The 23,872-nt window shown below is 63.3% G+C and carries 22 protein-coding genes and 2 tRNA genes; 14 read left to right on the top strand and 10 right to left on the bottom strand.

The window, feature by feature from the left end; all coding sequences use genetic code 11:
• Window positions 1-13: 13 nt before the first annotated feature.
• Complete coding sequence (locus ACFZ8E_RS19205) at window positions 14-1,309, bottom strand: nicotinate phosphoribosyltransferase (protein WP_147841061.1); 1,296 nt, start codon at window positions 1,307-1,309, stop codon at window positions 14-16.
• A gap of 153 nt (window positions 1,310-1,462) precedes the next feature.
• Window positions 1,463-1,966 (bottom strand): pyridoxamine 5'-phosphate oxidase family protein, encoded by a 504-nt coding sequence (locus tag ACFZ8E_RS19200; protein ID WP_147841060.1) that lies wholly within the window; start codon window positions 1,964-1,966, stop codon window positions 1,463-1,465.
• Between the two features lie 224 nt (window positions 1,967-2,190).
• Between ACFZ8E_RS19200 and ACFZ8E_RS19195 the strand changes: the two genes are divergently transcribed.
• From ACFZ8E_RS19195 to ACFZ8E_RS19160, 8 genes are all read left to right on the top strand, one after another.
• Complete coding sequence (locus tag ACFZ8E_RS19195; protein WP_405043532.1) at window positions 2,191-3,330, top strand: P-loop NTPase; 1,140 nt, start codon at window positions 2,191-2,193, stop codon at window positions 3,328-3,330.
• A gap of 8 nt (window positions 3,331-3,338) precedes the next feature.
• Window positions 3,339-3,965 (top strand): molybdenum cofactor guanylyltransferase MobA, encoded by a 627-nt coding sequence (mobA, locus tag ACFZ8E_RS19190; protein ID WP_405043531.1) that lies wholly within the window; start codon window positions 3,339-3,341, stop codon window positions 3,963-3,965.
• A 254-nt stretch (window positions 3,966-4,219) separates the two neighbouring features.
• Window positions 4,220-4,429: a helix-turn-helix transcriptional regulator gene (locus ACFZ8E_RS19185; protein WP_405043530.1), complete on the top strand. Its 210-nt coding sequence runs from the start codon at window positions 4,220-4,222 to the stop codon at window positions 4,427-4,429.
• Window positions 4,429-4,677, top strand: coding sequence for a hypothetical protein (locus tag ACFZ8E_RS19180; protein WP_405043529.1), 249 nt, complete (start codon window positions 4,429-4,431; stop codon window positions 4,675-4,677). The genes ACFZ8E_RS19185 and ACFZ8E_RS19180 overlap by 1 nt, the downstream gene beginning before the upstream one ends.
• A gap of 244 nt (window positions 4,678-4,921) precedes the next feature.
• Window positions 4,922-5,251: a hypothetical protein gene (locus ACFZ8E_RS19175; RefSeq protein ID WP_405043528.1), complete on the top strand. Its 330-nt coding sequence runs from the start codon at window positions 4,922-4,924 to the stop codon at window positions 5,249-5,251.
• A 575-nt stretch (window positions 5,252-5,826) separates the two neighbouring features.
• Complete coding sequence (locus ACFZ8E_RS19170) at window positions 5,827-6,525, top strand: hypothetical protein (RefSeq protein WP_405043527.1); 699 nt, start codon at window positions 5,827-5,829, stop codon at window positions 6,523-6,525.
• A 1,375-nt stretch (window positions 6,526-7,900) separates the two neighbouring features.
• Complete coding sequence (locus ACFZ8E_RS19165; RefSeq protein ID WP_405043526.1) at window positions 7,901-8,395, top strand: hypothetical protein; 495 nt, start codon at window positions 7,901-7,903, stop codon at window positions 8,393-8,395.
• 107 nt (window positions 8,396-8,502) lie between these two features.
• The gene (locus ACFZ8E_RS19160; RefSeq protein WP_405043525.1) at window positions 8,503-9,069 is read left to right on the top strand and encodes a hypothetical protein; all 567 of its coding nucleotides are present in this window, start codon (window positions 8,503-8,505) and stop codon (window positions 9,067-9,069) included.
• Window positions 9,070-9,073: 4 nt separating this feature from the next.
• On the opposite strand, the gene ACFZ8E_RS19155 is transcribed toward ACFZ8E_RS19160, so the two are convergent.
• Both ACFZ8E_RS19155 and ACFZ8E_RS19150 read right to left on the bottom strand, forming a co-directional pair.
• On the bottom strand, window positions 9,074-9,748 hold the full coding sequence (locus ACFZ8E_RS19155; RefSeq protein WP_405043524.1) for a recombinase family protein: 675 nt from the start codon (window positions 9,746-9,748) through the stop codon (window positions 9,074-9,076).
• Between the two features lie 355 nt (window positions 9,749-10,103).
• Entirely contained in the window at window positions 10,104-10,292 is a 189-nt protein-coding gene (locus ACFZ8E_RS19150; RefSeq protein ID WP_405043523.1) for a hypothetical protein, read from the bottom strand.
• Between the two features lie 370 nt (window positions 10,293-10,662).
• On the opposite strand from ACFZ8E_RS19150, the gene ACFZ8E_RS19145 reads away from it, so the two are divergent.
• From ACFZ8E_RS19145 to ACFZ8E_RS19135, 3 genes are all read left to right on the top strand, one after another.
• A complete protein-coding gene (locus tag ACFZ8E_RS19145) occupies window positions 10,663-14,637 on the top strand; it encodes a hypothetical protein (RefSeq protein WP_405043521.1) in 3,975 nt (1,324 codons plus the stop codon).
• A 210-nt stretch (window positions 14,638-14,847) separates the two neighbouring features.
• Entirely contained in the window at window positions 14,848-15,084 is a 237-nt protein-coding gene (locus ACFZ8E_RS19140) for a hypothetical protein (RefSeq protein ID WP_405043519.1), read from the top strand.
• Entirely contained in the window at window positions 15,077-15,571 is a 495-nt protein-coding gene (locus ACFZ8E_RS19135) for a hypothetical protein (RefSeq protein ID WP_405043518.1), read from the top strand. The genes ACFZ8E_RS19140 and ACFZ8E_RS19135 overlap by 8 nt, the downstream gene beginning before the upstream one ends.
• On the opposite strand, the gene ACFZ8E_RS19130 is transcribed toward ACFZ8E_RS19135, so the two are convergent.
• The 5 genes from ACFZ8E_RS19130 to ACFZ8E_RS19110 all read right to left on the bottom strand — a co-directional run bounded on the left by ACFZ8E_RS19130 (window position 15,568) and on the right by ACFZ8E_RS19110 (window position 19,141).
• Entirely contained in the window at window positions 15,568-16,044 is a 477-nt protein-coding gene (locus ACFZ8E_RS19130) for a hypothetical protein (RefSeq protein WP_405043517.1), read from the bottom strand. The genes ACFZ8E_RS19135 and ACFZ8E_RS19130 overlap by 4 nt on opposite strands.
• Window positions 16,045-16,326: 282 nt before the next feature.
• A complete protein-coding gene (locus ACFZ8E_RS19125) occupies window positions 16,327-17,967 on the bottom strand; it encodes a tyrosine-type recombinase/integrase (RefSeq protein ID WP_405043516.1) in 1,641 nt (546 codons plus the stop codon).
• Window positions 17,968-18,121: 154 nt separating this feature from the next.
• Window positions 18,122-18,197, bottom strand: a tRNA-Phe gene (locus tag ACFZ8E_RS19120).
• Between the two features lie 99 nt (window positions 18,198-18,296).
• Window positions 18,297-18,491, bottom strand: coding sequence for a DNA gyrase inhibitor YacG (yacG, locus tag ACFZ8E_RS19115; protein ID WP_147726000.1), 195 nt, complete (start codon window positions 18,489-18,491; stop codon window positions 18,297-18,299).
• Window positions 18,488-19,141, bottom strand: coding sequence for a Maf-like protein (locus tag ACFZ8E_RS19110; RefSeq protein ID WP_147726001.1), 654 nt, complete (start codon window positions 19,139-19,141; stop codon window positions 18,488-18,490). The genes yacG and ACFZ8E_RS19110 overlap by 4 nt, the downstream gene beginning before the upstream one ends.
• Window positions 19,142-19,430: 289 nt before the next feature.
• Between ACFZ8E_RS19110 and ACFZ8E_RS19105 the strand changes: the two genes are divergently transcribed.
• The 3 genes from ACFZ8E_RS19105 to ACFZ8E_RS19095 all read left to right on the top strand — a co-directional run bounded on the left by ACFZ8E_RS19105 (window position 19,431) and on the right by ACFZ8E_RS19095 (window position 22,733).
• Window positions 19,431-19,504: transfer RNA gene (locus tag ACFZ8E_RS19105), tRNA-Gly, on the top strand.
• A 311-nt stretch (window positions 19,505-19,815) separates the two neighbouring features.
• Window positions 19,816-20,259: a DMT family transporter gene (locus ACFZ8E_RS19100; RefSeq protein ID WP_405043515.1), complete on the top strand. Its 444-nt coding sequence runs from the start codon at window positions 19,816-19,818 to the stop codon at window positions 20,257-20,259.
• A 755-nt stretch (window positions 20,260-21,014) separates the two neighbouring features.
• Entirely contained in the window at window positions 21,015-22,733 is a 1,719-nt protein-coding gene (locus ACFZ8E_RS19095; RefSeq protein WP_405043514.1) for a porin, read from the top strand.
• Between the two features lie 127 nt (window positions 22,734-22,860).
• On the opposite strand, the gene ACFZ8E_RS19090 is transcribed toward ACFZ8E_RS19095, so the two are convergent.
• Window positions 22,861-23,760 (bottom strand): hypothetical protein, encoded by a 900-nt coding sequence (locus ACFZ8E_RS19090; protein WP_405043513.1) that lies wholly within the window; start codon window positions 23,758-23,760, stop codon window positions 22,861-22,863.
• Window positions 23,761-23,872 lie beyond the last annotated feature (112 nt).

The raw sequence follows: 23,872 nt of genomic DNA, 5'->3' as shown, positions 1-23,872 counted from the left end.
GCGATCGGCCGGCTCACACCACCACCGCCATCGCATCCTGAGCGCCGACGCCGAACACCCGCTTGTAGCGCGCGACGGCGTCCGCCGGCCCCTGCGCCTTGGTCGGGTTGTCGGAGATCTTCACCGTCGGGCGCCCGTTGGCATGGGTCACCTTGCAGACGATCGAGATCGGATCGAGCCGGCCCTCCGGCACCAGCCCGCGAAAATCGTTGGTGAGGAGGGTGCCCCAGCCGTAACCGATCCGCAGTCGCCCGTAGAAATGCGCGTGGATCCGCTCGATCGTGTCGATGTCGAGCCCGTCGGAGAAGATCGCGAGCTTTTCGCGCGGGTCGGCGCCGCGGGAGCGCCAGAACGCGATCGCCTCCTCGCCGCCCTCGATCGGGTCCTTCGAATCGATGCGGATGCCGGTCCAGTCGCCGAGCCAGTCGGGCGCGCCGGCGAGGAATCCGGTGGTGCCGTAGGTGTCAGGCAGCACGACGAGAAGGTTGCCCTCGTAATCCTCCTGCCAGTCGCGCAGCACGTCGTAGGGCGCGCGGGCGAGCGCCGCATCGTCCTCGGCCAGGGCCGCGTAGACCATCGGCAGCTCGTGCGCGTTGGTGCCGACCGCCTCGACCTCGCGGCGGAGCGCGATCAGGCAGTTCGAGGTCCCGAGGAAGCGCTTGGAGCCCAAGCCCTCGTCCATCGCCTGCACGCACCAGTCCTGCCACAGGAAGCCGTGCCGGCGACGGGTGCCGAAATCGGCGATCGACAGGTCGGGCAGCTTGCGCAGGCGCTCGATCTTCTCCCAGACCCGCGTCATCGCCCGCGCGTACAGCACCTGCAGGTCGAGCTTGCCGAGGTCGCGCAGGACGGCGCGCGAGCGCAGCTCGTTCAGGATGGCAAGCGCCGGCACCTCCCACATCGTGGTCTCGACCCACGGTCCGTGGAAGGTGAGCTCGTACTGCCCGTCCCGCGCCTCGAGCTGGTATTCGGGCAGCCGAAACCCCTCGAACCAGGCGATGAAGTCGGCCGACAGGATGCGGCGGCGCCCGTAGAAGGCGTTGCCGCGCAGCCAGGTCGCCTCGCCACGCGACAGGCGCAGGGAGCGGGCGTGATCGAGCTGCTCGCGCAGCGCGCCGGCGTCGACCTCGTCGGCGATGCGGATGCGGGTCGTGCGGTTGTTGATGCCGAAGGTCACCGCCACGTCGCGGTGTCGGCGCAGGATCGTCTGCGCCATCAGCAGCTTGTAGAAGTCGGTGTCGAGCAGCGACCGCACGATCGGGTCGATGCCGAAATTGTGGTCGTGCACCCGCCGCGCGAGATCGAGCATGTCTTTGGAACCTCGGGGCGGGCGTCACGGAGCCCCGAGGGCGCATGACCGGCAGCCCTGTGTCAACGGAGGCGGCGGCGCGGGCACGAAAAAGGCGGCGCGCCGCACCGGGCACGCCGCCTGTCGTCGCGAAGGCGGCTCAGGCCGCCGCGATCAGGCGAGGTCGACCTTCTTGGTCTCCGTCTTCGGGCTCTCGCCGGTGAGCGAGGCCTTCACGTAGCCGAACAGGTGCAGCATCTTGCTGTTCGGGCTGTCCCAGTACTCGCCCTGCTCGGGGTGGATGCGGAGCAGCGCCACCTCGGGGTCGTCCTTGCCGTTCGGGAACCAGGTCTTCAGGCTCTCGGTCCACTTGGCGTCGATGATCGCCTGGTCGCTGACAATCTCCGCCTTGCCGGCGATGGAGACGTAGGTCTGGCTCGACGGGTCGGAGTACGACAGGTTGATCTGGTTGTCCCGGCCGATCTCGGCGGTCTTGGGCGAGTGCAGCTTGGTGAAGAACCACAGGTCGCCGTTCTCGTCGATGTCGTTGTTCCACATCGGACGGCTGTTGAGCGTGCCGTCGGCGTCGGCGGTGGTCATCATCGCCACTTTGACGTCCTTGACCAGCTCGAACAGCTTCTTCGCGCCCTCGTGGTCGCGGTGATTGCCCTGATGCATCGCGTAGGTCTCTCCAGATGGTGACGGCGCACCGGCTCTCCCTGCCGCCCGCGCCGGCGGTCGTGTCACAACGGATGACGCATCGGTTGGTTCGATCGCCTGCGCACAGGCGCCGCATGGTGGTAGGCCCGCTTCGGCTGGCGTTTCCGGCACGGCTGTTTACATGGGCCGGAACCATCCCTTTCGAGATCCAGAGACGCCGGACGCGGCGAAGGAGGCCGACCGTGGCGATCACCCGAGACGACGTGCTGCGCGCGCTGCAAAGCGTGACCATCGATACCGCCGGCACCACCCTGCCGGCGTCCGGCCGCCTGTCGCAGGTGGTCGTCGACCCAACCAACCGCGTGATGTTCTCGATCCTGATCGACGCCAGCGAGGCGGCGCGCTTCGAGCCGATCCGCCGGTCGGCAGAGGGCAAGGTGCTGTCGATGCCCGGCGTCTCGGGCGTGTTCGCGAGCCTCACCTCCGAGCGCGGCCCCGGCATGCCGGAGCAGAGCAAGGCCGCCCCGGTTCCGGTGAATGCCGCGCCGCCGCGTCCCGGCGCGCCTCCCGGCCAGGGGCCGGCCCTGCCGGGAGTCCGCCACATCGTGGCGGTGGCCTCGGGCAAGGGCGGCGTCGGCAAGTCGACCACCGCCTGCAACCTCGCCCTCGCCCTGAAGGCGCAGGGCCTGAAGGTCGGCCTGCTCGATGCCGACATCTACGGTCCCTCGGTGCCGAAGCTGTTCGGCCTCTCCGGCAAGCCGAAGGTGGTCGACAACCGCAGCATGGAGCCGATGGAAGGCTACGGCCTCAAGGTGATGTCGATCGGCTTCCTGATCGAGCCCGAGACGGCGATGATCTGGCGCGGCCCGATGGTGCAGTCGGCGCTGACGCAGATGCTGCGCGACGTGCTCTGGGGCGAGCTCGACGTGCTGATCGTCGACATGCCGCCGGGCACCGGCGACGCGCAGCTCACCATGGCCCAGGCGACGCCGCTCTCGGGCGCCGTGATCGTCTCGACCCCGCAGGACCTCGCGCTGATCGACGCGCGGCGCGGCGTGACGATGTTCAAGAAGGTCGCGGTGCCGATCCTCGGCGTGATCGAGAACATGGCGACCTTCATCTGCCCGAACTGCAACCACGAATCGCACATCTTCGGCCATGGCGGCGCGCGGATCGAGGCGCAGCGCCTCGGCGTGTCGTTCCTCGGCGAGGTGCCGCTGAACATGACGATCCGGGAATCGTCCGATGCCGGCCAGCCGGTCGTCGCCGTCGCCCCCGACGGACCGCAGGCCCAGGTCTACCGCGAGATCGCGCGCAAGCTCTGGGACAACCTGACCGCGGCACCGGCCGGCCGGGCGGCGCCCAAGATCGTCTTCGAATAGGCGCGACGATGCCGCCGGTCCTGGGCCTGATCCTGGCCGGCGGTCTCGCCCGCCGCATGGGCGGCGGCGACAAGGTGCTGCGCACCCTCGGCGGCCGGACGCTGCTGGAGCGGGTGACCGGGCGCCTAGCGCCGCAATGCCCGGCTGGGCTGATGCTCAGCGCCAACGGCGACCCGACGCGGTTCTCCGGCTTTCTGGGGCCGGTCCTTCCCGACGGCGTCGCCGGCCATCCCGGCCCGCTCGCCGGCATCCTGGCCGGGCTGGACCATGCGGCCGCGTTCCACGCCGACGTGGACGCCGTCGTCAGCGTCTCCTGCGACGCGCCGTTCCTGCCGCTCGACCTCGTCGCCCGCCTCGCCGCAGCCCGGGAGGCGGCTGCGATCCCGGTCGCCGCCTCGGGCGATCGCGAGCACTACACCGTGGCGCTCTGGCCGATCCATCTGCGGGCAGAGTTGCGTGCCGCGCTCGTCGAGCGCAACGAGCGCCGCGTCGGCGGCTTCATCGGCCGTCACGGCGCCGCGGTGGTGCGCTGGCCGATCGAGCCGATCGACCCGTTCCTCAACGTCAACACGCCGGAGGATCTTGAAACGGCGGAGAGGCTGGCCGCGATCGTCGAGGGATCGGGCACCACCTGAGAGGGCGTCCGCGCAGGCACGAACGCGTTCAGCAGCCGCGGCTGCGAATCTAGTTCAGACGCTGGGGAGGGATGGTGCCCAGGGACGGAATCGACGGGCATCCATCTAAGCTATTGAAATTCCTAGTGCAGACCGACCACCGAACATCGCAATGTACCTAGGTTTCGTACCAAGGTGCAAGCTTGCGAGATTGAGGCTGTAGCGCAATCTGTCGTCCGTGGCGCCCATGGCGTCCTGACGACAGGAACTCACAAATGCAGACCGACCAGACCGGGTTGGGCGCGAACCGCGTCCTCCCGGAGCACGAATTCGCACGCCTCGCTGGCATCACTCCGACCACGTTCCGCCGCTTGCGGGCTAGGGGCGAGACCCCGCCCAGCATCCGCTTGTCGCCCCGGCGCCGTGGCTACCGCATGGCCGATGTCATGACCTGGCTCGATGCTCGCACCGAGAGCGCCGCCTGATGTCTCGCAGGAAGATCATCCCCCTCAGCGCCAACGCAAAGCCCTTGGGTGGTCTGAATAACCTGCCGCCGCCGAACCCAGTGCAGGACATGGCCGATGTCCAGGAAGCACGCAGCCTCGGTTACGACCTCCGGGGCGGCATGATCGACATGGGCCACCTGCGGGCTTGGCTCTCCGAGCGCCGCGCCGGCATCGAGCCGCCCAAGCCGCGCATCAGCGGCCTCCCCCGTTACAAGGCTCCGTTCTAAGCCGCACAGCCCTGCGTACGTGGCAGGCATGACCTTGGACGCTCCCGAATAGCCCTTAGGCATCGCCGCCGCCTCTTTGCCCGCTGCTGCCCTACGCCTTTTGTCCTGCCTCAAACTCACAGCGTGGTTCAGAGCGGGCAACAGCGCCTTCCGGGAGTCATCGCACCCGAAAACCTCTCCCTGCCGCCTACGGAGCTCCACGCGGCTGGAAGGGCTATCCAGCAACGCAAACACGGATAACACCATGCCCTCGATCAGCACCCAAACCCGCATGCTTCGGCACGGGCTCGCAATGGCGACCTCCAGAGCCTTCCCGCTCGACGGGTTCGATCTCGACCCGGCCGACTGGCTCGACCTGGAAGCGAACCTCGTGGAAGCCGCCGCTCTCCTGCTCCGTCGACGGGACGGCTTCCTGAAGGCGCGTAACACCCTCTCGGGGCTGACGGCGCTTTGGATCGATGGGGGAGACGACTGCATCGGAGCTATGAACGCCGATGAGCTTGAGAAGCACGTCCGATCCCTCCGTCAGAAGGCGAACCTGGAGAGAACCAAGGCTGATCTGCTCGGGGCGTAAGACGTCTGAGGCTAGCGTCGGCGTTTAGCGCCCGACCACGCAAATTCGGATCGGACGGGGACGTGCGGATCTGCTCGTGAGGATCTGATGGGGGCCTAGGATCTGTGACCCCTCGTCACCGGCCAGGATAAAAGGTTTGCACGGTGTATTTCGAGCACGAAAAAACCCGCTTTCCCTAGGGGGAAGCAGGTTCGAATAAATCCGATTTATTGCGCTGATAATCTATTTAAATGTGGGCATAATTCCCACGTGAAAATGCCCCGCTGAATTTGCGAGGTTTCAGATCACGTGGTAGATCACGCGGATGTGATCCACACATGAGAAGACCACAAAAGCAACCCTAAGCCGTCCGATGAAGCCAAGCAAGCCAAAAATTCAGGGCCATCGGACATCCGTCCACAACTAACAGGGGGAATACCCCATCGCCTCGCTTGTCCAGGGCCAGGGCGATGGGGTTCCGAAGCTAAGTGTCGAACCTGAGAATGAAGTATAGCCGCTGCTATAAGGCGACGCAAGACGGTGATGATCGAAGGGTTGTGCGAGCGCCGGGGGCAACCGGGCAGCCGACCTTCGTTATGGCCGAGACCGGACCGCGCCGACTGGGAAAGCTCCGCAAGCGGCCCAAGTCGTGGTCCCCCTACAAGATCACGGTCAACGCCAACAATGTCGTGAAAGATATTCAGCGGATCATCGAAAAGGAATTCGACGGGGCGTGCTACACGGACGACGGTGAAATGTTCTACGAGCAGGCCGTTCCATTCCTCGTTGCCCGTCACATCGCCTATGGCTACCCGGAGGATGAGTTGAACACCATGCAATGGGCTACGAAGTACACTCCTGGGATCGCCGCTAACAACCCGCGCGAGTGGTTCGAAGCTGCGGAGCAGGCCATCCTCGCCGGCTTCGACAACTACGGCGGCAAGCCGTCGATCCCGGCGATGGATAGCGTCTCGAAGGCTTTGGACCTCACGGTAGAGCGGCGCCAGAAGTGCGGCGTGCTCCATCTGTGTGCCGTTGAGCGACCGCGCGACATCCGCAAGAGCGAGGCGAAGGTATACGACGCTCGCCGCAAGGCTGAGGCCCGTTCCAAGGCTGGTGCCACACCCCGTGAACAGAGCCTCACTGCCCGCAAGCCCTGGGAGAGCTACGGGATCAGCAAGCGCACCTACGAGCGCCGTGTCGAGCGTGGAGAGATCCCGGCCGACCCGGTGTCGCTCAAGCGCATGGACAAGGCCAGAGCCAAGTGGAACCCCGTTCTCCGTCTGGTCTCCTAGGCGTGACGCAAATTCGTCCGGTGACGCAAATTCGTCCTGGACAATACGGAGTATAGGACACCCGCATTCCGTTCGGGCGCACGGGGATCAGAGCAGGGCGTCGTTAGACGATCTGCATCCCCCGGAGCACCGATGGCTTCCACCGTCGACACCAGAAGCTCACTCCCGAGACAGCGCACCATGGCTGGACCGCGTGATCCACTCAAAACGGGTCAAGAGGCCTTCGGCCATCGCCGGCAGGGGGAGAGGGTGGTTCGGCGTTAGCGCCCATCCTGGGCCGTGTCGCGAGACCGCAACGGGGCTTCCCGATCGGGAGGGGGTTGGGGCTAAGGATGGGGCCTATCCTCGAACGTGGCGCTGGCCGTCGACCTAGCTGAGACCGGCGCGGGGGAGCTTGGATCAGGGTGTGGCGGACCTCCTGTTAGCGGATCAGCCGCCCGACCCACGATCAGGATCAGCACGACCGTTGCCGCCATCCTCGACCCTCCCGCGAGTAGGTTCACGTACTAGGCCGCTACTCGACCTCGAAGGATGGCCCGCACCGTCGACCGCTTAAACACCCTGCCGACGAACCTTTCTTCTGATCAGATCGAGTCTAGGTTCGCATCCGTTGCATAGTGCAAACTGTGACGATTTGCATCACGCTGTAATTTGTGGTATCATACTGATAATGGGGCGTCCGGTTTCGGGCGTTTGTTTGGGGAAACCCAAACCGGTGGGGGTGGAAGTGACCCCGGTGCACCGCAGGCCCTAGCCGGGGCCGCACAACATAGGGGCCTCAACTGCCCTAACTTCATTGGAGCAACGAACGCTTTCTGCTGCACTGTGCAGTCCCGGTAAACCGATCCGGGGGTAACGAGACAAGACCGATCTCCACCCTACCCATACATGGCGTGATCTAGGATCGACGTGCGGTCGGACAACCCTTATCCGGCCGCTCTCGGTTCGCTCCATTTTCACTCCTCACGCACTTACAGAACAAACCATGAACACATATCCGCCTCGGCCTTCGCGCCTGGGCCTCGTCATGAAGCCCGCAGACATCGCCGCCATCGATCGCATCGCCGCTCGCGAGGAAATCTCTCGTGCCACCTGGGCTCGGAAGGTGCTCCGTCAGAAGCTTCGGGATCTCGCCGCCACCGCTGAGCCGGCCGCGTGAGCCGCCCGCTCGCTCTCGTCCTCGATGAGCGCACGTTCCTCGCTCTAGAAACCGCCGCAGGACGTGCGGGGCAGTCCCCGGCGACCTTCCTAGAGGATCAGCTAGTCGTCGCGCTCGGGATCAGCCGTGCCGCCCGCGAGCCCGCCGAACCCCGCAACCGTCCGTCTCGACCATCGAGCCGACGCGCTTCCCCTCGTACCTGCTCCGCCCAGACCCATGACTGAAACCAACGATCCCCTCGCCAGCCCGCCGCCGGGCGTCCTACGTGACCTAGCCGATCGTCGTCGCGTGGAGCCTGATGGCAGCGCGTGGTTTGCTGACGATGCGGGCCGCCCGATCCTCGACACCGCCCGCCCCGGCTTCCCGTACGCCGATGCCCGTACGGCGGCCATGTGGACGCTCAAGCATCGTCCCGATGTCTGGGGTGTCGACAAGCCTGCATCCGAGACCGCACCAGCCGTCCCGTCCGTGACCTCGACCTCGACCGCCGCCGACCTGATGGCCGCAGTCCGCACCGGGAGCATGACCGCCGACGAGGCCACGCGCCGGATGCTGGTTGCCCGGCCCGCCGAGACCCGACCGGCACCGGGCATTCCTGATGCACCCACCTTCGCAGGCGACACGATGACGGCGCTCATGGCGAAGGCCAAGGCTGGCGATCACTCCGCAATTGCGGCCATCACCGCGAAATATCTCAACCCGAACCGCTAAGAAAACCGAATATGTTTCCCAGAGTTCACCCCGCAGGCACTTCTCCTGATTATTTCTCGTCTGGATGGAAAGACAAGAGCGATGCCGCAGCGGCTAAAATTGCCGCAATGAAAGACCCGGTTCGACTTGCCGTCGCGACGTTCCGCCATCGGTCGCGAGACCTTGGCGAGGCCCGCAAGCTCGCGGAACAGGAGTATGCCGAGACGCACGCCCCGGTGCCGTCTCCGATCCCGGCGATGATCCACCGCGACGTGGCGGACATCCTCGCGCGCTTCCTGGTAGCGTCCGGTCTCGGCAACGCCGATCTGCTCGCACCCCTGCAGGATCACGAGCGCGTCGAGGACATCGAAGCCCGGCACGTTGCGCGTCTGCAGGCCGATCTTGAGGAAGCACGGGCGGAACTGGTTCGCGTCGAGCGGAAGGAAGCTCTCGACCGGCTTGAAGCAGCACAGAAGGCTCTTGAGGAAGTCGACGCGATGCACGCCCGTCCGGTTGTCGAGCTTGTAGACGAGGCGCCCGTCGAGGCTCCGGTTCCGGTGCCGTCGCTGGATCAAGTCAACAAGGCGCTGGCTGAGCAGGAGTCGGTGATCGCCGCCGTCGAGGATGCCCCGCGCCGTCGCGGTCGTCCTCGCAAGGGGGCGTTCGTGGATATCTCCGACCTTCCGGTCGACTGAACGTCTAGCCGACCCGCGCCAGCACCCGCGAGACCTGAACGGCCTGCCAGGAGCCACCCTTCGCGGTCGGAACGCCCCTCTCATTGAGAGCCGCCGCGATCTCCCGCAGGCTCTTGGCGCCGCTGGCCTGGATCTCCGCGAGGATGGGGGCGAGATCCCCCGCACGGTCGACGGCCTTGGCAACCCGCACGGCGGTCCCCTTGGCCTTCGCCTCCGTCGACAGGACGGCGCCGCGATCCCCGCCCAGCTTCACGCCACGGGCCTTGGCAGCGGCAAGGGCGGCTTTGGTACGGGAAGAGATCGCCCGGCGCTCTTCGTCGGCTACGAGAGCCATGATCCCGACCGTGAGGCGGTTGGCGTGCGGGTTGTCGGTGGCGACGAACTCGATACCAGCCTTTTCCAGGCCAAGCAGGAAGTGTGCATCGCGGCTGAGCCGGTCGAACTTCGCGATCAGGAGCTTCGCCCCGTACACGCGGCACGCCTGGATCGCCCGCTGCAACTGCGGACGGTTCGTGTCGCTCTTGCCGGACTCGACCTCCACGAACTCGCCGCACACGGTCCAGGAGCCGCCGTTCAAGTAGGTCTCGACCGCCGCCCGCTGAGCCTCCAGGCCGAGACCGGAGTCGCCCTGACGCTTCGTGGAGACCCGGAGGTAGGTAACGAACTTGCCCTGGGCCATGACCGCCTCGCCTGTTACGACTCAAACGACGTTCGATGACTGAGACGTAACAGGTTCGATCCGACCCTTGCAACTGAAATCTGATGCCTCGTTCCATCCCCCCTGCAGATTTATGGGGCCCGTTCGCGCTCGACCTCGACCCGGTTGAATTCATATCCAGGCTTAGGGTTCTCCGGGCCGTGACATCCCTCCTGTGCGGCGCACGAGGCGACGGTCTCTGTGCTGAGCTACAGGCGTGCGAGGCTGAGCCCTGGCAGTTGTCGGCGGCCCTGGTCGAACTGGACCTCCTGGCGCCTCTCGACCGGCGCCGAGTGATCTCCAGCTACGGTTCGCTGGCTTGTCCTCGTTGGCGTGGCTAGCCGTGGTCCCGGCGATAACGCTCCACCGCCACGTCCGCGATCCTGTCGAGCAGATCACGTAGCGCCATGCTGGCAGCGTCGGTGGCGCCGTCGACCCGCTCTTCGTCTACCGCTGCAGCAATCATCGGAAGCTCACGAAGCAACGCCTCGACCTGTTCGACCCTGGCGATCAGCGCTTCGACCATGTGTCACCTCCCCTATGAACGACGTTCGAATAGATCAGCGCACCTGCCGCACGTCGAGCGTGAAGTTAAGCTCAGAATAATTCAAGCTCATGCTCATGTTATAGCCTCGACGTGACAAGGGCTTAGCCGTGCTCAACAAGAGGCGGCAATCTGACGTTGCTTGAATACAAGCTCATGGGGGGGGTCATTTCTTTTTTTGGATATGGCCCCCGGTCTCGCTTAACGTCCCTAGTAATCGCGCCTCGCCTAAGCCGATTTACAAAGTCTGCAGGCAAATAAGACATGGCCGGCACTTCAAATCCGCCCATAGTTCCAAGAAAAACAAAATACTAATAACGCTCCCGCACTGCGGTAGAGCTGTAGGAAAACGATGTCTGACGATAATATGAAAACCGTTGTCCACGTAGACAGCGTTTCCGATACTTCTGGCGTCGACCGTATGCTCGCCAGAATAAAGGCGCTTCAGGCGACGGTCGCAAAAATGACCAAAACACCGACGACCGGCCTAACCGAGAGCCTTAACGCCTCGGTGAAAAAAGCACGCGAACTTGGCAACGTACTGGGCCGTCACGAAGCGGAGTCTGCTGCTAACCTTCGTCGTCGCCTTGGAGCGGAAAAGCGAATCTGGGCTCAATCAGCCCGCGAGACCGAACAGGCCGCAAAGGCTCAGATTTCCGCTTCGGGACGTGTTGCAGCCGCCAAGGCCAAGGACGCCAAGATCCTCGACCGTGCCATGCGTCGAGACGAGGACGCACGATTTGCTGATGGAGCCCGTGCTCTCCGGGCGAAGGTGTTGGGCGTGAAGCTGGCAGCGCTGGCGGAGTCCAAGGCCAGCGAGGATGCTGCCAAGCGTGCTGAGAGCGCCCTTGTGAAGCGGTTTGCGTTCGAGGACCGCATGCGCCGCCAGCGGACCCGCGAAGAGGCATCCGCTGCTCGTGAGACCGCACGAGTCGAAGCCCGCACGCTCGCAGATCGGGAACGGGCTCGTGCCGCTGAGACCCGCCGCCGGGCCTCCGCCTGGGGAGATGTACGGCGGGGAGGCCAGACTGCTCTCACGCGGGGGCGGGAAACCTACAGCGGCGCCGCTCAGATTGGACGGCAGGTGCTGGTTGGGACCGGAGCAGCGGTCGCGGCCGGTATCCGGGGCATCGCCGGACGAATGGCGGTCGACGCGGCCGAGACCTCGCTCAAGATCTTTGGCGACGACGGCGGAAAGAAATTCACGAGCAAGCGTATTGCCGAGATCCGGCGTGAATGGTTGGATAGCGCCGCGCTGGATACAGCCAATACATCCGCCGATGCGATCAAAGCGTTCACGGAGCTGAACAAGTCGGGCGTCAAAGATCCGAAGGGCAATACGGAACTGTTGCTTAAAGCTCAAGCCGGTCTCGAACTCGATACCGCAGCTACCTCGAAGCTCATGGGACTTGTCGACCGCAATTTGGGTGCCGCATCGACTCCTGCTCGTATGAAATCAGTGCTCAACGCGATCGGAGTGGCCGCACGAGAGGATCCTACGAACGCTCCTGAAATTGTTGAAGGTATGCGGCGAGGTTTCGGCGCGATCTCTTTGGGTAATATGAGCCCGGAACACCTGGCCGGTCTGGTATCAGGTGCTCAGTCTGTTGGCGTTCAGCCTGGCAAAGCCGGAACGTTCATCGCAACATTGATGAAAGATCTGACGAGCGGTTCCTATGCCAAGGGCCAGCGCGGCAAAGACCTAAACGAAGCGGCTAGAGCACTTGGGTTCGGCTCTGCGAAGGGGATGGCGCGATCAGCCTCGACCGACTCGACCGCCACCATCCTCAGGGTTCTAGAGCGCCTAGAGCGGATGCCGGAGCTTCAACGCTCCAAGGTGACGAACCGGCTCTCGCAGACCCAGTGGTCGGACGAGAATTTGCAGCTGATTCAGGGTCTCGGTGGTCTGAAAAAGACTCTGGCTGAGATCGATGACAAGAAGAACGCTAACTTCCTTGACGATGCATCCAACGAGCGGATGCAGAGTTGGGAGAAACAGTGGGCGCGGTCCAAGGCTATATTTGGCCGGTTTTGGGAGGCCATCGGCACTGGATTTGATGGTATCTTTCAGGAGGTGAATCGATACTTTTACGACAGTGCGAAGCGCTATGACTTTGGCCGCATTTCCGCAAACGTGAAAGGCTTTCTCGAAGGCTTCGTGCGCGGTCTCGGCTTCGACAACGTGACGGGCCTACTCGAGTCCGTCTTCGGCAAGCCCGGCGACCAAAGCGCTTCCATGATCGAACAGTGGAAGGCTTTCGGGCGGGGGCTCGCAACCGGGTTGAAGTCCATTTTCGATGCGGTGCGCGGTCTCCTGACGGCGTTTACGGGGGGCTCAACCGATCCCGAAGTCATCGGTCGACTCACGGGTCGGATTATTGGCTTGTCGGCGGCTCTCCTGGTGCTCTCTCCCGTCATCACAGTGATGGGGGCCTTAGCGTCCGGTGTGCTGGCGGTTGCGGCGGCTCTCCGGTTCGGACGGGGTGTTCTTGAACTCGCAACTGGCGATGCTGCCGTCAAAGCCGCCGGTAGTGCCGCAGGTGTCGCCGGGGCTGGTGCGGGAGCCGCCGCAGGTGCAGCCGGCGCAGCGGGCAAGGCCAGTATGCTCGGCAAGCTTGGCGGCATCCTCGGCGTCGTCGGCCTTGCGGACATGGCCCGCGAGCAGGGTGCCCTAAAGGCTCCTGACATGAGCAAAGGCTTTTTCGATGCGATCCTTAGGTTCCTCGATCCGGGCTTGGCCGACCGCGTAGGGGGCAACCGAAGCAAGACGTCTGCTACGGAAGGGGCAAAGGATGGTGCACTTGAGCAGCGCAAGCCGGGCCAGGGTCTCACGCAGCGCGAGATCAAGGAGATTGTGAAACAACGTATCCGCGAGGGTAAGGCCAAAACCGAGGAAGGCGGAACCGTTGAGAGTTCCAAGCATGCTCAGGAGGATTTGGCACGGAACGTTGGCAAGCTCAGCACCAACCTGGAGTCGATAGGCGCTAGACTTCAGCTAGCATCGTTCCAGAAAATGTCTTTCCCAAAATCTGAGGCGGCTGCTCGTGCGGCTGGTACGGCCGGCGAAGACGCTGAGAACCTTGGCACCATCCGCGAGTCTGGTGGATCTGCCGCGATGCTCGGCGCAATCCCCGGCGAAGCCCTACCCAGCACCGGCTTTGGCCGGCGTGGTATCATTGGTGGGGGCGGAAGTTCGGACACCGCTTCCCCGGACCAGAAGTCCGGCGGCTCCCGGTCCTGGCGAAACAACAACCCCGGCAACATTGAGTTCGGCGCATTCGCCCGTTCGATGGGTGCGATCGGGTCGGATGGTCGCTTTGCCAAGTTCCCGTCCTACGAGGCGGGACGCAAGGCTCAGGAAAAGCTCCTGTTCGAGTCGAAGGGATACAAGGATCTGACGGTTGGCCAAGCGATCCGTCGCTGGGCTCCGGCGTCCGAGAACAACGTCCCAGCCTACATCGCTGCGATGGGTGGCGACGGCTCCAAGCGGATGTCGGAGTACAGCCCGGAACAGCGAGCCAAGCTTCTCGACGCGATGCAGCGTCACGAGGGTTGGAAAGCCGGAACCGTCATCGGCGGAAATCCTGTTACGGCGGGGGCCGCAGGCAATGCCGTCGACACGATGTCTCGCTTCCTCGGAAAGAACGAGTATCAGGACCGTGGGGAGCTATCTCGCTTCGTTGGTCACGATGTCGCCGGCAGCGTGAATGCGTGGTGCGCTCGCATGGTCAACTCGTCACTAGCGAGCGTCGGCATCAAGGGATCGGGTAGCGCGGTTGCCAACTCATTCCAGCGATGGGGCGTTGGCGTCGACGCGAAGGATGTCACTAAGGGCGACGTTCTTCTCGACCCCCACGGCAAGGGCTACAACCAGACGGGCGGCCACGTCGGTTTAGCGACCGGGCGCACGCAGATCGATCCTCGCACGGGCCGGCTGATGGTTGAGAGGATCGCAGGCAACGAGAGCGACTCCGTCAAGAAGACGTGGGTCGATGCGAGCAAGCTCATGGTCCGCCGGGCGGAGCGAGCTCTTGCTGGGAAGCCGGACACCTACGGGAGACAGGACATCGGCGACGGCCTGACATCCACGGGTTGGCGCAAGGCTGATGCGAACGCCTTGGCTGAGCAATCCCCGGCGGAGAAGTTGGCACGCTCCGCTCCGAAGCTTCCGCAGGCCGGCGGCGCTGGCGGGGGCGGTGCTAAGGTGTCCGCCCCCATCCACATCCACAGCCTCAGCGATCCGCAGGGGACGGCCAACGCGGTGCAGCGCCGGATTCAAGACGTCTCGGGGTACCATACCCAAGACCGCTCGTACGAAAGCATCTGAGCGACCAAGGGCGGCCTCGAAATCGCCCTCGGCTCACCGTCATGCGGAAAGCGGATTCCTCCGTTAGCTCTGTCGAAACCGCGATGATCCGTATGCGCTACGATGTCCTTAACCCCTTGTTAACCACGCAGCAGGGGAAATATGATGGCATGTGAGCGTACGCGGCCCAACGAGCTTACAGTTTGCAGGCGGCCTAACGGAGCGCGATCAGTGCTGAACGACGAGAAGAACCACACCGCCCCCTCAGAGGAAGCGGACACCGTGACCATCACCGCTCACATGCCGGATCCGGCGCGTGCGGGCGTTGTCGACGTTGTTTCGTTGCGTGGACTCGCGCGTGCGGTCAGTGTCCTGAGGAAGGGTGATCGTCCAACCGCGTTTGACGACGCGTTCGTGCGCATCCTCAACACCAATGGCAGCATCGCGAAGGCGATTGAAGGTGACTGAAGGTGGCGGGTTAGACGGCGAAAAACACCCGCTACCCGCTACGACCGGGGATGCCACGGCTCGTTTCGGTCCTCCTCCTCCTCCCAATGTCAACGTTCAAGTCAACACCCAAAGTCTACATATCAACCCGTCCAATCTGGCCGCGTTGGAGCGTATTGTGCAACTAAATCCTGCGATCGCATCGGAGATTATCCGTACGACCGGGAATGCTGCGCGGTACGAACGCGACCGTTACAGCACAGGTGCTATCTGCGCGACCGTAATTTGCGGCATCTTGCTCATCTGTGCAGCGGTCGTGGCGGTCAATGCTGGTTTTTGGGCGGGAATTGGATTCTTCCTGGCTTGTGTCGCTGCAGCAGCGGTCGTTGCGGCGATTTTCACTGGGAAAGTTCAAGATCTGTCTTGGACAGCACGCGTGATTCCAGGTTCGAAACAGCCGCCCAAACCACCGGTAGCGTCAGAACATTCGACGCCACCCGAGTTCTAACCTGAAACCGTTTCTTGAATTGGTACGGTACCCTCGTCGGTAGGCGCGGGAGGCATCGTTGCCACGAAACGTCTGCCAACGACCGAACGAGGCGTATTTTTCCCGATTAGCCACTGCATCTGTCCGAACTCGATCTGCCATGCAGAAGCACCCCGCGCGACCGTGCTCAAGATAGCTTCGTATCTGAGCACCCCGGCGCCTAGGTCAGCCTTCACTCGCTGTACGTCCGGTCCAAATGCACGCACCGTCCCGTCCACAAGGATGGATTCCGTGTCTCGTTCGGACATATGGGAATGCAGGACCGTTCCTTGCGGCAGCGGCTCGCCGCTGTGGTGGTAGTACAGCCCCCTGACGAGCATATGCGTGAATTCACGCATACGAAGCGGATCGACCGTCAAGAGCCCGGTTGGAAGCACGAGGCCGCCGGGCGTTCGCTCAAGGCCCTGTCTTACAGTCTTCAGCAGCGCGGCCATGATTCGCGGCTTCAATCGGGCCTTACGATCGAGGTTCGTGGCAGCATTCGCAACGGCGGCAGGATGTCGGCCACCCAGGATTGCAACAACCTGGGCGTATTCCTCAAGGCGTTCCTTGGCACTGTTGCATGCGACACACGCTGGGACCTTCGGCAAATTGTCCCGGTCGGGGCCCTTTGGCACAAATGCGCGTGCGAGGACGTGCTCCCCAACGGTAGCGATGCCCGGCAAGCCGCAATACGCGCAAGCTTTGCCGCGGAAGAGTTTCGAGGGCATCGTGGTTTATTGCCCTGCACAGCCCCCGACCACTGGCATCCGCTGAACGGCGGTCGCCATGTCGGCCAACGCGAAGTGGCGATAATTACCCGCGCTCGAACTGTCTGAGTGGCCCTGAATCGCGTCAGCCATCGAGTCGGACATGCCGACGCGCGAGGCGGTTGTCTTCCACCAATGCCGGCAGGCGTGCGACGGTGCTTTCCTTGGATCTTTGAACCCTTGCTCCCGTATCCAAGTCGCAAGGTGGTTCGTCGCCCCCTTCGACGGGTGCCGCCCCTCTGAGCCAAGCCGGGCAGGGCGCTTGTAAAACATCGGCCGATCGCCACACGCCCGTGCGAATTCCAGAAAACCCGCTTCGACCAGCGCGGGGTGGAGCGGCACCGTTCGCTCGCTGCCAGCGTTCTTGAGCGTTCCGCCGTCAGGGGAGGGCTGGATGACCAAGACGGGGATGCCATCGATCTCCCGAACCTGCGACCCCCACGCCTGCGCGAGTTCCCCAATCCGGGCGCCGGTATACACCGCGAGCCAAGGGAGCCACCGCTTTGCCGGGGTGGTCTCCTGAGCCGCGATAGCAAGCAGACGGGCAACCTCGGCGTCGCCGTACGCCAACATGCCGGCGCCGGCCTGCCGCCGATCCTGAACCCGCACACCGATCGCCACGTTCTCGGGCACGAGGCGGTTGCGCTTGGCGTAGGCCAGGAGGGTCTTGAGCCCGGAGAGGTGACCGTCATTGATCGTGGAAGGTCTCCGTCCCTGAGCGACCAGGGCGTCCTTCCAAGCGATGACGTGCTCCGCCTTCACCCGCGCGATGTCCTCATGCCCGAGATGGGCGACGAACTGACGAATCACCCCGCCCCATGTTTGGATGGTGGATGGCGCCGGCTTCGTCTCGGTTTTCCATCGGTCGAAAACATCCGTGAGGGTGACGCCTTGTGCCACCGGCCGATCAGATGATTGGACCGAGGATGGGCCTGGATCAGCCTTGGGGAAGCGGTTCTCAGCCGGATCGTCAGACCAGTCGCGCTCGGCTGCTCGACGCATCCGCCAACCCGCCGCTATCGCCGCATGACCGACTCGATCGAGCAGCAGGCGTCGAGAAGCGTCATCGATCCTGAGCGCGTTGGTGCTCAAGATCCAATCTACATAGATCCCGAACCGCTGATCCAGCGTGTCGTGATGCCCCTCGGAAAGGGCATCGATCCCGAGCGTCAGATTCTCTCCGAACGCCTCCTGAGCTAGTCGGATCTCGTCCTCGGGGTCGAAGTCAGGGCGTAGACGCGGAACAGCCGCAATGCGCCCTTGAACGCTCGCTCGACAGAAGGATTTGACTGCTGCCCATCCCGCCGGAGAGCCGGGACTCTGAAGGAAGCGGGATTTGATATGCTGGTACACCAAGCCGGCGAGGTATTCGGCCCGCATCGGTGTAAGCGTCTGAGACCCGTTTTTCTCTGCCTCGTAGAGCCGCTTCAGGTGGGCAGCGACCGCCGACCAACGAGCATCGCCAAGGCCATTTTCTCTCGTGTGGAGGGATACGCGGGCGTGTTGGCCCAGCGTGAAGCTGACAGGCACAGGATTATCGCCAGGTGCGGCGGGAAGCTCTAGAAAGACCTCCTTGCCGCGAACGAGCGAGACGACATCCGCAGGCACGCGCGCATCGTAGCGACGTGGAGATACCCGTGGCGGAGTGACGCAGCTACGAGAATTCGACATGATCCGTGGCATCAGGCCGTACCTAGGTTTTGTACCTCGGTTTCAGCCGATCGCGCTAGGGAATGATGCGATTCAACGACTTAGAGTCGAGTGGTGCCCAGGGACGGAGTCGAACCGCCGACACTGCGATTTTCAGTCGCATGCTCTACCAACTGAGCTACCTGGGCCTTCGCCGATCCGCGTGGCGGCTCGACAGGGCGGGGGTATAGTCAGTGCCTCCGGGCCTGTCCAGCCTGATCGGGCGCATCGGCTGGATGATTTTCCCGCTATTCGTGCTCGGGTTTCCGGGCGGCCGGCAACGCGTCCTCGTCCTCGTCATCGGCGGCCGGGATCACGTAGCGGTCGCTGAGCCAGCGGCCGAGGTCGATGTCCGAGCAGCGCTCCGAGCAGAACGGCTTCAGCTTCGGATCGGCCGGCTTGCCGCAGATCGGGCAGGGGGGCAGCTTCGCGACCGTCGTCATGCCATCGCGCCCCAGCCGGCCCGCACCGGGAACCCCTCGCCGTCGAGGAGCGCCATCGTCTCGTAGAGCGGCAGGCCGACGACGGCCGAGTGCGAGCCGACGAGCTTGACGACGAAGGCGCCGGCCAGCCCCTGGATCGCGTAGCCGCCGGCCTTGCCGCGCCATTCGCCCGAGGCGAGGTAGCTGCTCATCTCGCGCTGGGACAGGCGCTTGAACCGCACCCGGCTCTCGACGATGCGCTCGCGCCGCGCGCCCTTCGGCGAGAGCAGGCAGATCGCCGTGAACACGCGGTGCTGCCGCCCGGAAAGCAGGCGCAGGCAGTCGGCGGCCTCGTCGGGCACCTCGGCCTTGGGCAGCACGCGGCGGCCGACCGCGACCACGGTGTCGGCCGCCAGCACCCAGCTCTTCCCGCCGTGCTCGTGGAGGTGGAGCGCCCCTTGCGCCGCGGAGAGCTTCAGCCGCGCGAGCCGCCGGGCGAGCTCGCGTGGCGATTCGGACTTCAGCGGCGTCTCGTCGACGTCGGCGGGAAGCAGGGCGTCCGGCTCGATGCCGATCTGCTGCAGGAGCGCGAGCCGGCGCGGCGAGGCCGAAGCGAGGATCAGCCGCGCGGGATTGTCCGCGGGCGCGGCCAGGGGGGAAGGGGCGTCCATGGATCTCGGATCGGTCCTCGGCCGGCGCCGCCCACCGGAGGCGGACGCCGCACGCATCGTGGGTGCAGGTCCGACGGGTGATAGTGGAACGGCGTCGCCATGGGAACGGATACGGCGGCGATGGCCTGCGCGCGGCGATCGTGTGGCCGCTGCCGGAGCATCGCGTGCCGGGCTGCCGCCCGAAGAAGATGTTTCGCGGTGCCCGTCCATGACCGCAGGACCATCGACCCCGTGGACAACGTCGGCGGCTCTGCTATGGTCCAGCCGCGCTGCCGAAACGCGGCCCGGCGCGGGCGTAGTTCAGTGGTAGAACGTCAGCTTCCCAAGCTGAATATACGGGTTCGATTCCCGTCGCCCGCTCCAAGCGTTTTTCCCTCTGCAAATCGACATTTTCGTCCCTGCTGACCGCCTGGTTGACGACCAGTCTCACAGACCGGTCTCACACAACGGTTTTCGCATCAGCCCTCGATTGTGAACACGGCTTGGCACTAGGGCCATCTGCTGGCCGGCCGTCAACTGCCGTAGCTCGGAACCGTAAGCGCAGCTACGTCGGCGATATAGCTGATTGCCGCGCAAGGACGTTAAGCTCGCCGACCTGCGGCACCTTCCCGCAAGCACGGCGGTACGGAGCGAAGCGCCCTACCTCTGTAGGTTTGTCAGCTCAGGATTTTCGAATGTGGTACCTTTACGGTATCGTTTTTCTCGCCGGCATCGCGAACGCTGTGCAACCCGGCCAGAATGCCACGCTCGCCAAAGGCTTCTCGCAACCCCTTATCGCTGGGCTTGTCGTTGGGATCGGTGCGGCCGTCACGATCCTTGTGCTTGGATTGGTGTCAGGGCGGATGGCATGGCCGACGCAGCAGGAGGTGACGTCAATTCCGTGGTGGGCATGGTTCGGCGGCTTGCTTGGGGGCGTTGTTGTCGTCACCCAGCTTCTAATCGCCCGCCAAATTGGCGCTGGAGCCTTTCTCGGCCTGCTCGTGACCGCCGGCGTCGTCACCTCGATCCTACTCGATCACTTCGGCTGGGTCGGCTTCGCCGTGCATCCTGCCACGCTATGGCGGATCGTTGGCGGCATCCTAATGATAGGAGGCGTCGTCCTCGTGGCGGTCTTCTGACCGTTCGGACGCGTGAGCGCGTGCAGTCCACCACTATTCATTTAGCAGGACCACAAACGTGCAACGCGATTTGAAAATGTTATTCCTGATTGTTTTCTTGAGTGCGCCAATCAGTGCTCATGCGCAAAATCGGATTGATACAAGATTCGTCTCATGCGCGACGCTGAAGGCCATCGTCGATCGAACTGGGAATATCCTGCTTGCAACGAGCGCAACTGCTTATGAGGTGGTCCATCGCGATGGCGGGGTGTGCCAGCAGGATACGAAGAGTGCACCGGCCTTCGAGCCAACGATAGATGTACCCGCATGTTTCGCAGGTTGGCGCTGCAAACCTCGCGATAGCGACGGAAATTCTGGCCCCTAAGCTCCATCAATTCTGAATTAATTCATTCAATCCGCGCTTGTTCGCCGGGTCTGCTGAAAGAGGTTCAGCGCGCGCTCAGAGAATGGGGAGATTATTCGCGGTCGATGTACTGTCTCGTATACGTGCTTCTTGAGGCCTTTTTGGCCTGATTGCTCGCCAGCTAACCAAAGCGTTGCGCGGATGCAACATTCCCACAGCACCACGGCGCACTCGAAGATTCGACGTTGATCGAGATGATCGGCTGGCACACAGTGTTTTGGCACTGGGGGCATCGCAAAAGCGGGCCCGATGAGCCCGCACCAAAAAGCGGGCCGCAAAACAAGGTGTGACGCGATCGGCCCCGGCCCCGCGACCACACGATCCTCGGGTCTCGAAGCTTTTGGAGATATCTATGACGCTCTTGAAGAGCACCCTGCTCGCTTCGGCCGCCGGCTTCGCCGCCGTCGCCGGCGCCCAGGCTGCCGATTTGCCGGTCAAGAAGGCCGCCCCCATCGAGTACGTCCGCGTCTGCTCCGCCTACGGCGCCGGCTTCTTCTACATTCCCGGCACCGACACCTGCCTCCGCCTTTCGGGTCGCGCCCGCTTAGAGGCCGGCTATCAGACTGCCTACAGCCGACAGAATGGCTCGAACAACGGCGACAGCACTGGTTACGCCGGCCGCCTGCGCATCAACGTCGATGCCCGCACCCAGACCGCCTACGGCACCCTTCGCGCGTTCGTCCGCCTCGATGCAGGTTCGCGCACTGGCCAGTCGGGCCCTGGTACCTCCGGCACGCAGCAGCGCATCGGTAACGCCTACTTCGCCACCGGCGTCGACGGCTTCGGCCGCGTCCAGCAGTTCTCGAACGTCGACAAGGCCTTCATCCAGTTCGCGGGCTTCACCGCCGGTCGCGCCTCGTCGTTCTTCGACTTCTACGCGCACGACTTCGAGTTCACTGGCGCCACCGCCGGCTCCGATCTCGCATCCACGAACCTGATCGCCTACACCGCGACGCTCGGCAACGGCTTCTCGGCGACGATCTCGGCCGAAGATCCGAGCTTCCGCCGCACCCCGATCTTCTCGCCGACCGTCAACGCATCAAACGTCACGACGAACTCTGCCATTTCCAATGCTGGCGTGTTCCTGACCAACTCGCCTGTTCCGGTGTACATCGGTTACAATGGCGCTACCGGAACCCGCATCGGTTCGATCGACGCGATCGAGCGCAATCGGATGCCCGATTTCGTCGGTGCTCTGCGATACGACGCTGCTTGGGGCTCATTGCAGGTCTCCGGTGCTGTTCATGAGTTGAACGTTGGCAACGTCGCGAACGGGGCCGGCGCTGGCCAGTTCAATCTGGTCGGCACGCCCGCCGTGGTAACTGCTTCTGCCGTCCCCGCCGGTGCAACCAACGTCAGCATCGCGCACACCGACAGCAGCTACGGCTACGCCTTCCAGGGCGGCGCGAAGGTCAACCTGCCGTTCATCTCCCCCGGCGACACCCTCTACCTGCAGGGCGCCTACGGCGTCGGCGCTCAGCTCTACACCGGCTACTCCTCGTACACCGGCTCGTACACCCAGAGCACGACCACGATCCAGGGTCAGAAGTTCGCGCAGTACTTCTCGGATGCGACGATCAACCCGTTCACCGGTCAGATGTCCCTGTCCGACAGCTTCACGGTGTCGGCGGCCTACCTGCACTATTGGTCGCCGGAGTGGCGGTCGGCCGCGTTCGGCTCGTATGGCGAGCAGAACTTCAGCGCCGGCGCACGCGCCGGCCAGGGCAACATCTACTCGTCGGTCAACGGCGCAGGCGTGAACGTGTTCGGATCGAACGCGGTCGGTCAGCCCGGCACCCGGTTCTACCAGCTCAGCCAGGCGCTTCGCGACACCTACCAGTTCGTCGCCGGCGCGAGCCTGATCTGGTCGCCGGTGAAGGACCTCGATATCGGTGTGGAAGGCTTCTACACCCAGATCGGCGTCAAGAACGGCCGCGTGATCGACACCGACAAGGATCCGACCGCCTACACCGGTGCTCGCATCGCGGCTATCAACGCCGGCGGCCTCGTGCGTACCACGACTGCCGACTCCGTCCAGCGCGTGGTCTTCCGCGTCCAGCGCGACTTCTGAGGCGAAGCGCTGGATCGGGCGTCTTGCTCCGCGCGGGTTTCGACGAGACCCGCGCGGACGGGCATCTGCAGACCAGAGATCGATCCTACGAGGCCCGGCGGCGACGCCGGGCCTTTTTCGTGTGTCGCTATAGGTGGATCCCCAATCGGGTCCGGATAGCGTGGTCGTTAAGAAGAATGGCTTGCCGGTCATGTACGGAGGGCCCAAGAGGGCGCGTTATTGCATCCACTCCTTCCCCGCTAATAGCGATAATTCCGACATTAAAAAGTTCAAGTTTTTCTCTTAGCACTACAAGCTCGTCGGTAGACACCCAACTTGGCGCACACAAATGGTACTGTGCGAAAAATGTACCTTCAACGGCGGCTTTTAGGGCCGCTTTCGTTGCAACCTGTGAATTGACATCTCCAAAAAATCTCATTCCCTCAAATGCCGCAATTTGAAGTTTGCCGTCGATTACAAAATCGACGTAAAAGTTCGGATGACAATAGGGATAGCGCCCAGGCCAAATTTTGAGCGCACCCACCGGTGAATTTAGCTCCAAACCTAGGATCTGTCGGAGGGTATTTTCGCCAGACAAGTTGTTAAATAACTTGTCTGTAAAAGCCTTAGACGATTGCAACCCGGCGCTCATTGCAGAAATGTTGCTGCCAGGTTCTTTTCTAAGTTGATTATAGCGATTACGTAGCTGCCGCAATGTCAATTGGTCCGTGCTGCGGATTATCTTTTTGGCTTCTTCTACATTTGCCTTTGCAATACGAGTTACTACTTCAAGATTCGACATGGGCCATTCGAGCGCATGGATTGGCAACTCATGCGAACTGATAAATTTTTTGATGGACGCATATGTTCTGATGCCAATCCACAATTGACTGGTTGTGTAGCCGGTTAGATTTGCAGCCACTTCGACCCATGGCCTACCTTGGTCGTCGACGCTGCCCGCTGACATGAGTTCGCGAAGAGCTTCCACAATGAGGGGCCAAGGCACTTCTTTCGAACGTGCGTTGGTAAGCACCTCTACCGGAATCATACGAGCTTCCCTCGATTTGACAGATTTCTTACTGATAGGGGTTCTATATCAAGTCGCCGCCAGGGCCGCGCGAGCGTGCTGCCGAGGTTGGAAATCCATCGGCAGTCGGCGC

This window comes from Methylobacterium sp. HMF5984 (assembly GCF_045033435.1).
Lineage (GTDB): Bacteria > Pseudomonadota > Alphaproteobacteria > Rhizobiales > Beijerinckiaceae > Methylobacterium.
The sequence above is the reverse complement of the archived record's forward strand: the minus strand, read 5'-3'. Positions and strand labels throughout refer to the sequence as shown.

Coding starts and splice junctions, on each gene's coding strand:
- ACFZ8E_RS19130 (WP_405043517.1), bottom strand. CDS start 16,044: ATGGCCGCGCTGCTGAAGACTGTAAGACAGGGCCTTGAGCGAACGCCC.
- ACFZ8E_RS19110 (WP_147726001.1), bottom strand. CDS start 19,141: ATGGACGCCCCTTCCCCCCTGGCCGCGCCCGCGGACAATCCCGCGCGG.
- ACFZ8E_RS19205 (WP_147841061.1), bottom strand. CDS start 1,309: ATGCTCGATCTCGCGCGGCGGGTGCACGACCACAATTTCGGCATCGAC.
- yacG (WP_147726000.1), bottom strand. CDS start 18,491: ATGACGACGGTCGCGAAGCTGCCCCCCTGCCCGATCTGCGGCAAGCCG.
- ACFZ8E_RS19090 (WP_405043513.1), bottom strand. CDS start 23,760: ATGATTCCGGTAGAGGTGCTTACCAACGCACGTTCGAAAGAAGTGCCT.
- ACFZ8E_RS19150 (WP_405043523.1), bottom strand. CDS start 10,292: ATGGTCGAAGCGCTGATCGCCAGGGTCGAACAGGTCGAGGCGTTGCTT.
- ACFZ8E_RS19200 (WP_147841060.1), bottom strand. CDS start 1,966: ATGCATCAGGGCAATCACCGCGACCACGAGGGCGCGAAGAAGCTGTTC.
- ACFZ8E_RS19155 (WP_405043524.1), bottom strand. CDS start 9,748: ATGGCCCAGGGCAAGTTCGTTACCTACCTCCGGGTCTCCACGAAGCGT.
- ACFZ8E_RS19185 (WP_405043530.1), top strand. CDS start 4,220: ATGCAGACCGACCAGACCGGGTTGGGCGCGAACCGCGTCCTCCCGGAG.
- mobA (WP_405043531.1), top strand. CDS start 3,339: ATGCCGCCGGTCCTGGGCCTGATCCTGGCCGGCGGTCTCGCCCGCCGC.
- ACFZ8E_RS19160 (WP_405043525.1), top strand. CDS start 8,503: ATGAAAGACCCGGTTCGACTTGCCGTCGCGACGTTCCGCCATCGGTCG.
- ACFZ8E_RS19170 (WP_405043527.1), top strand. CDS start 5,827: ATGGCCGAGACCGGACCGCGCCGACTGGGAAAGCTCCGCAAGCGGCCC.
- ACFZ8E_RS19100 (WP_405043515.1), top strand. CDS start 19,816: ATGTGGTACCTTTACGGTATCGTTTTTCTCGCCGGCATCGCGAACGCT.
- ACFZ8E_RS19175 (WP_405043528.1), top strand. CDS start 4,922: ATGCCCTCGATCAGCACCCAAACCCGCATGCTTCGGCACGGGCTCGCA.
- ACFZ8E_RS19145 (WP_405043521.1), top strand. CDS start 10,663: ATGTCTGACGATAATATGAAAACCGTTGTCCACGTAGACAGCGTTTCC.
- ACFZ8E_RS19180 (WP_405043529.1), top strand. CDS start 4,429: ATGTCTCGCAGGAAGATCATCCCCCTCAGCGCCAACGCAAAGCCCTTG.
- ACFZ8E_RS19165 (WP_405043526.1), top strand. CDS start 7,901: ATGACTGAAACCAACGATCCCCTCGCCAGCCCGCCGCCGGGCGTCCTA.
- ACFZ8E_RS19095 (WP_405043514.1), top strand. CDS start 21,015: ATGACGCTCTTGAAGAGCACCCTGCTCGCTTCGGCCGCCGGCTTCGCC.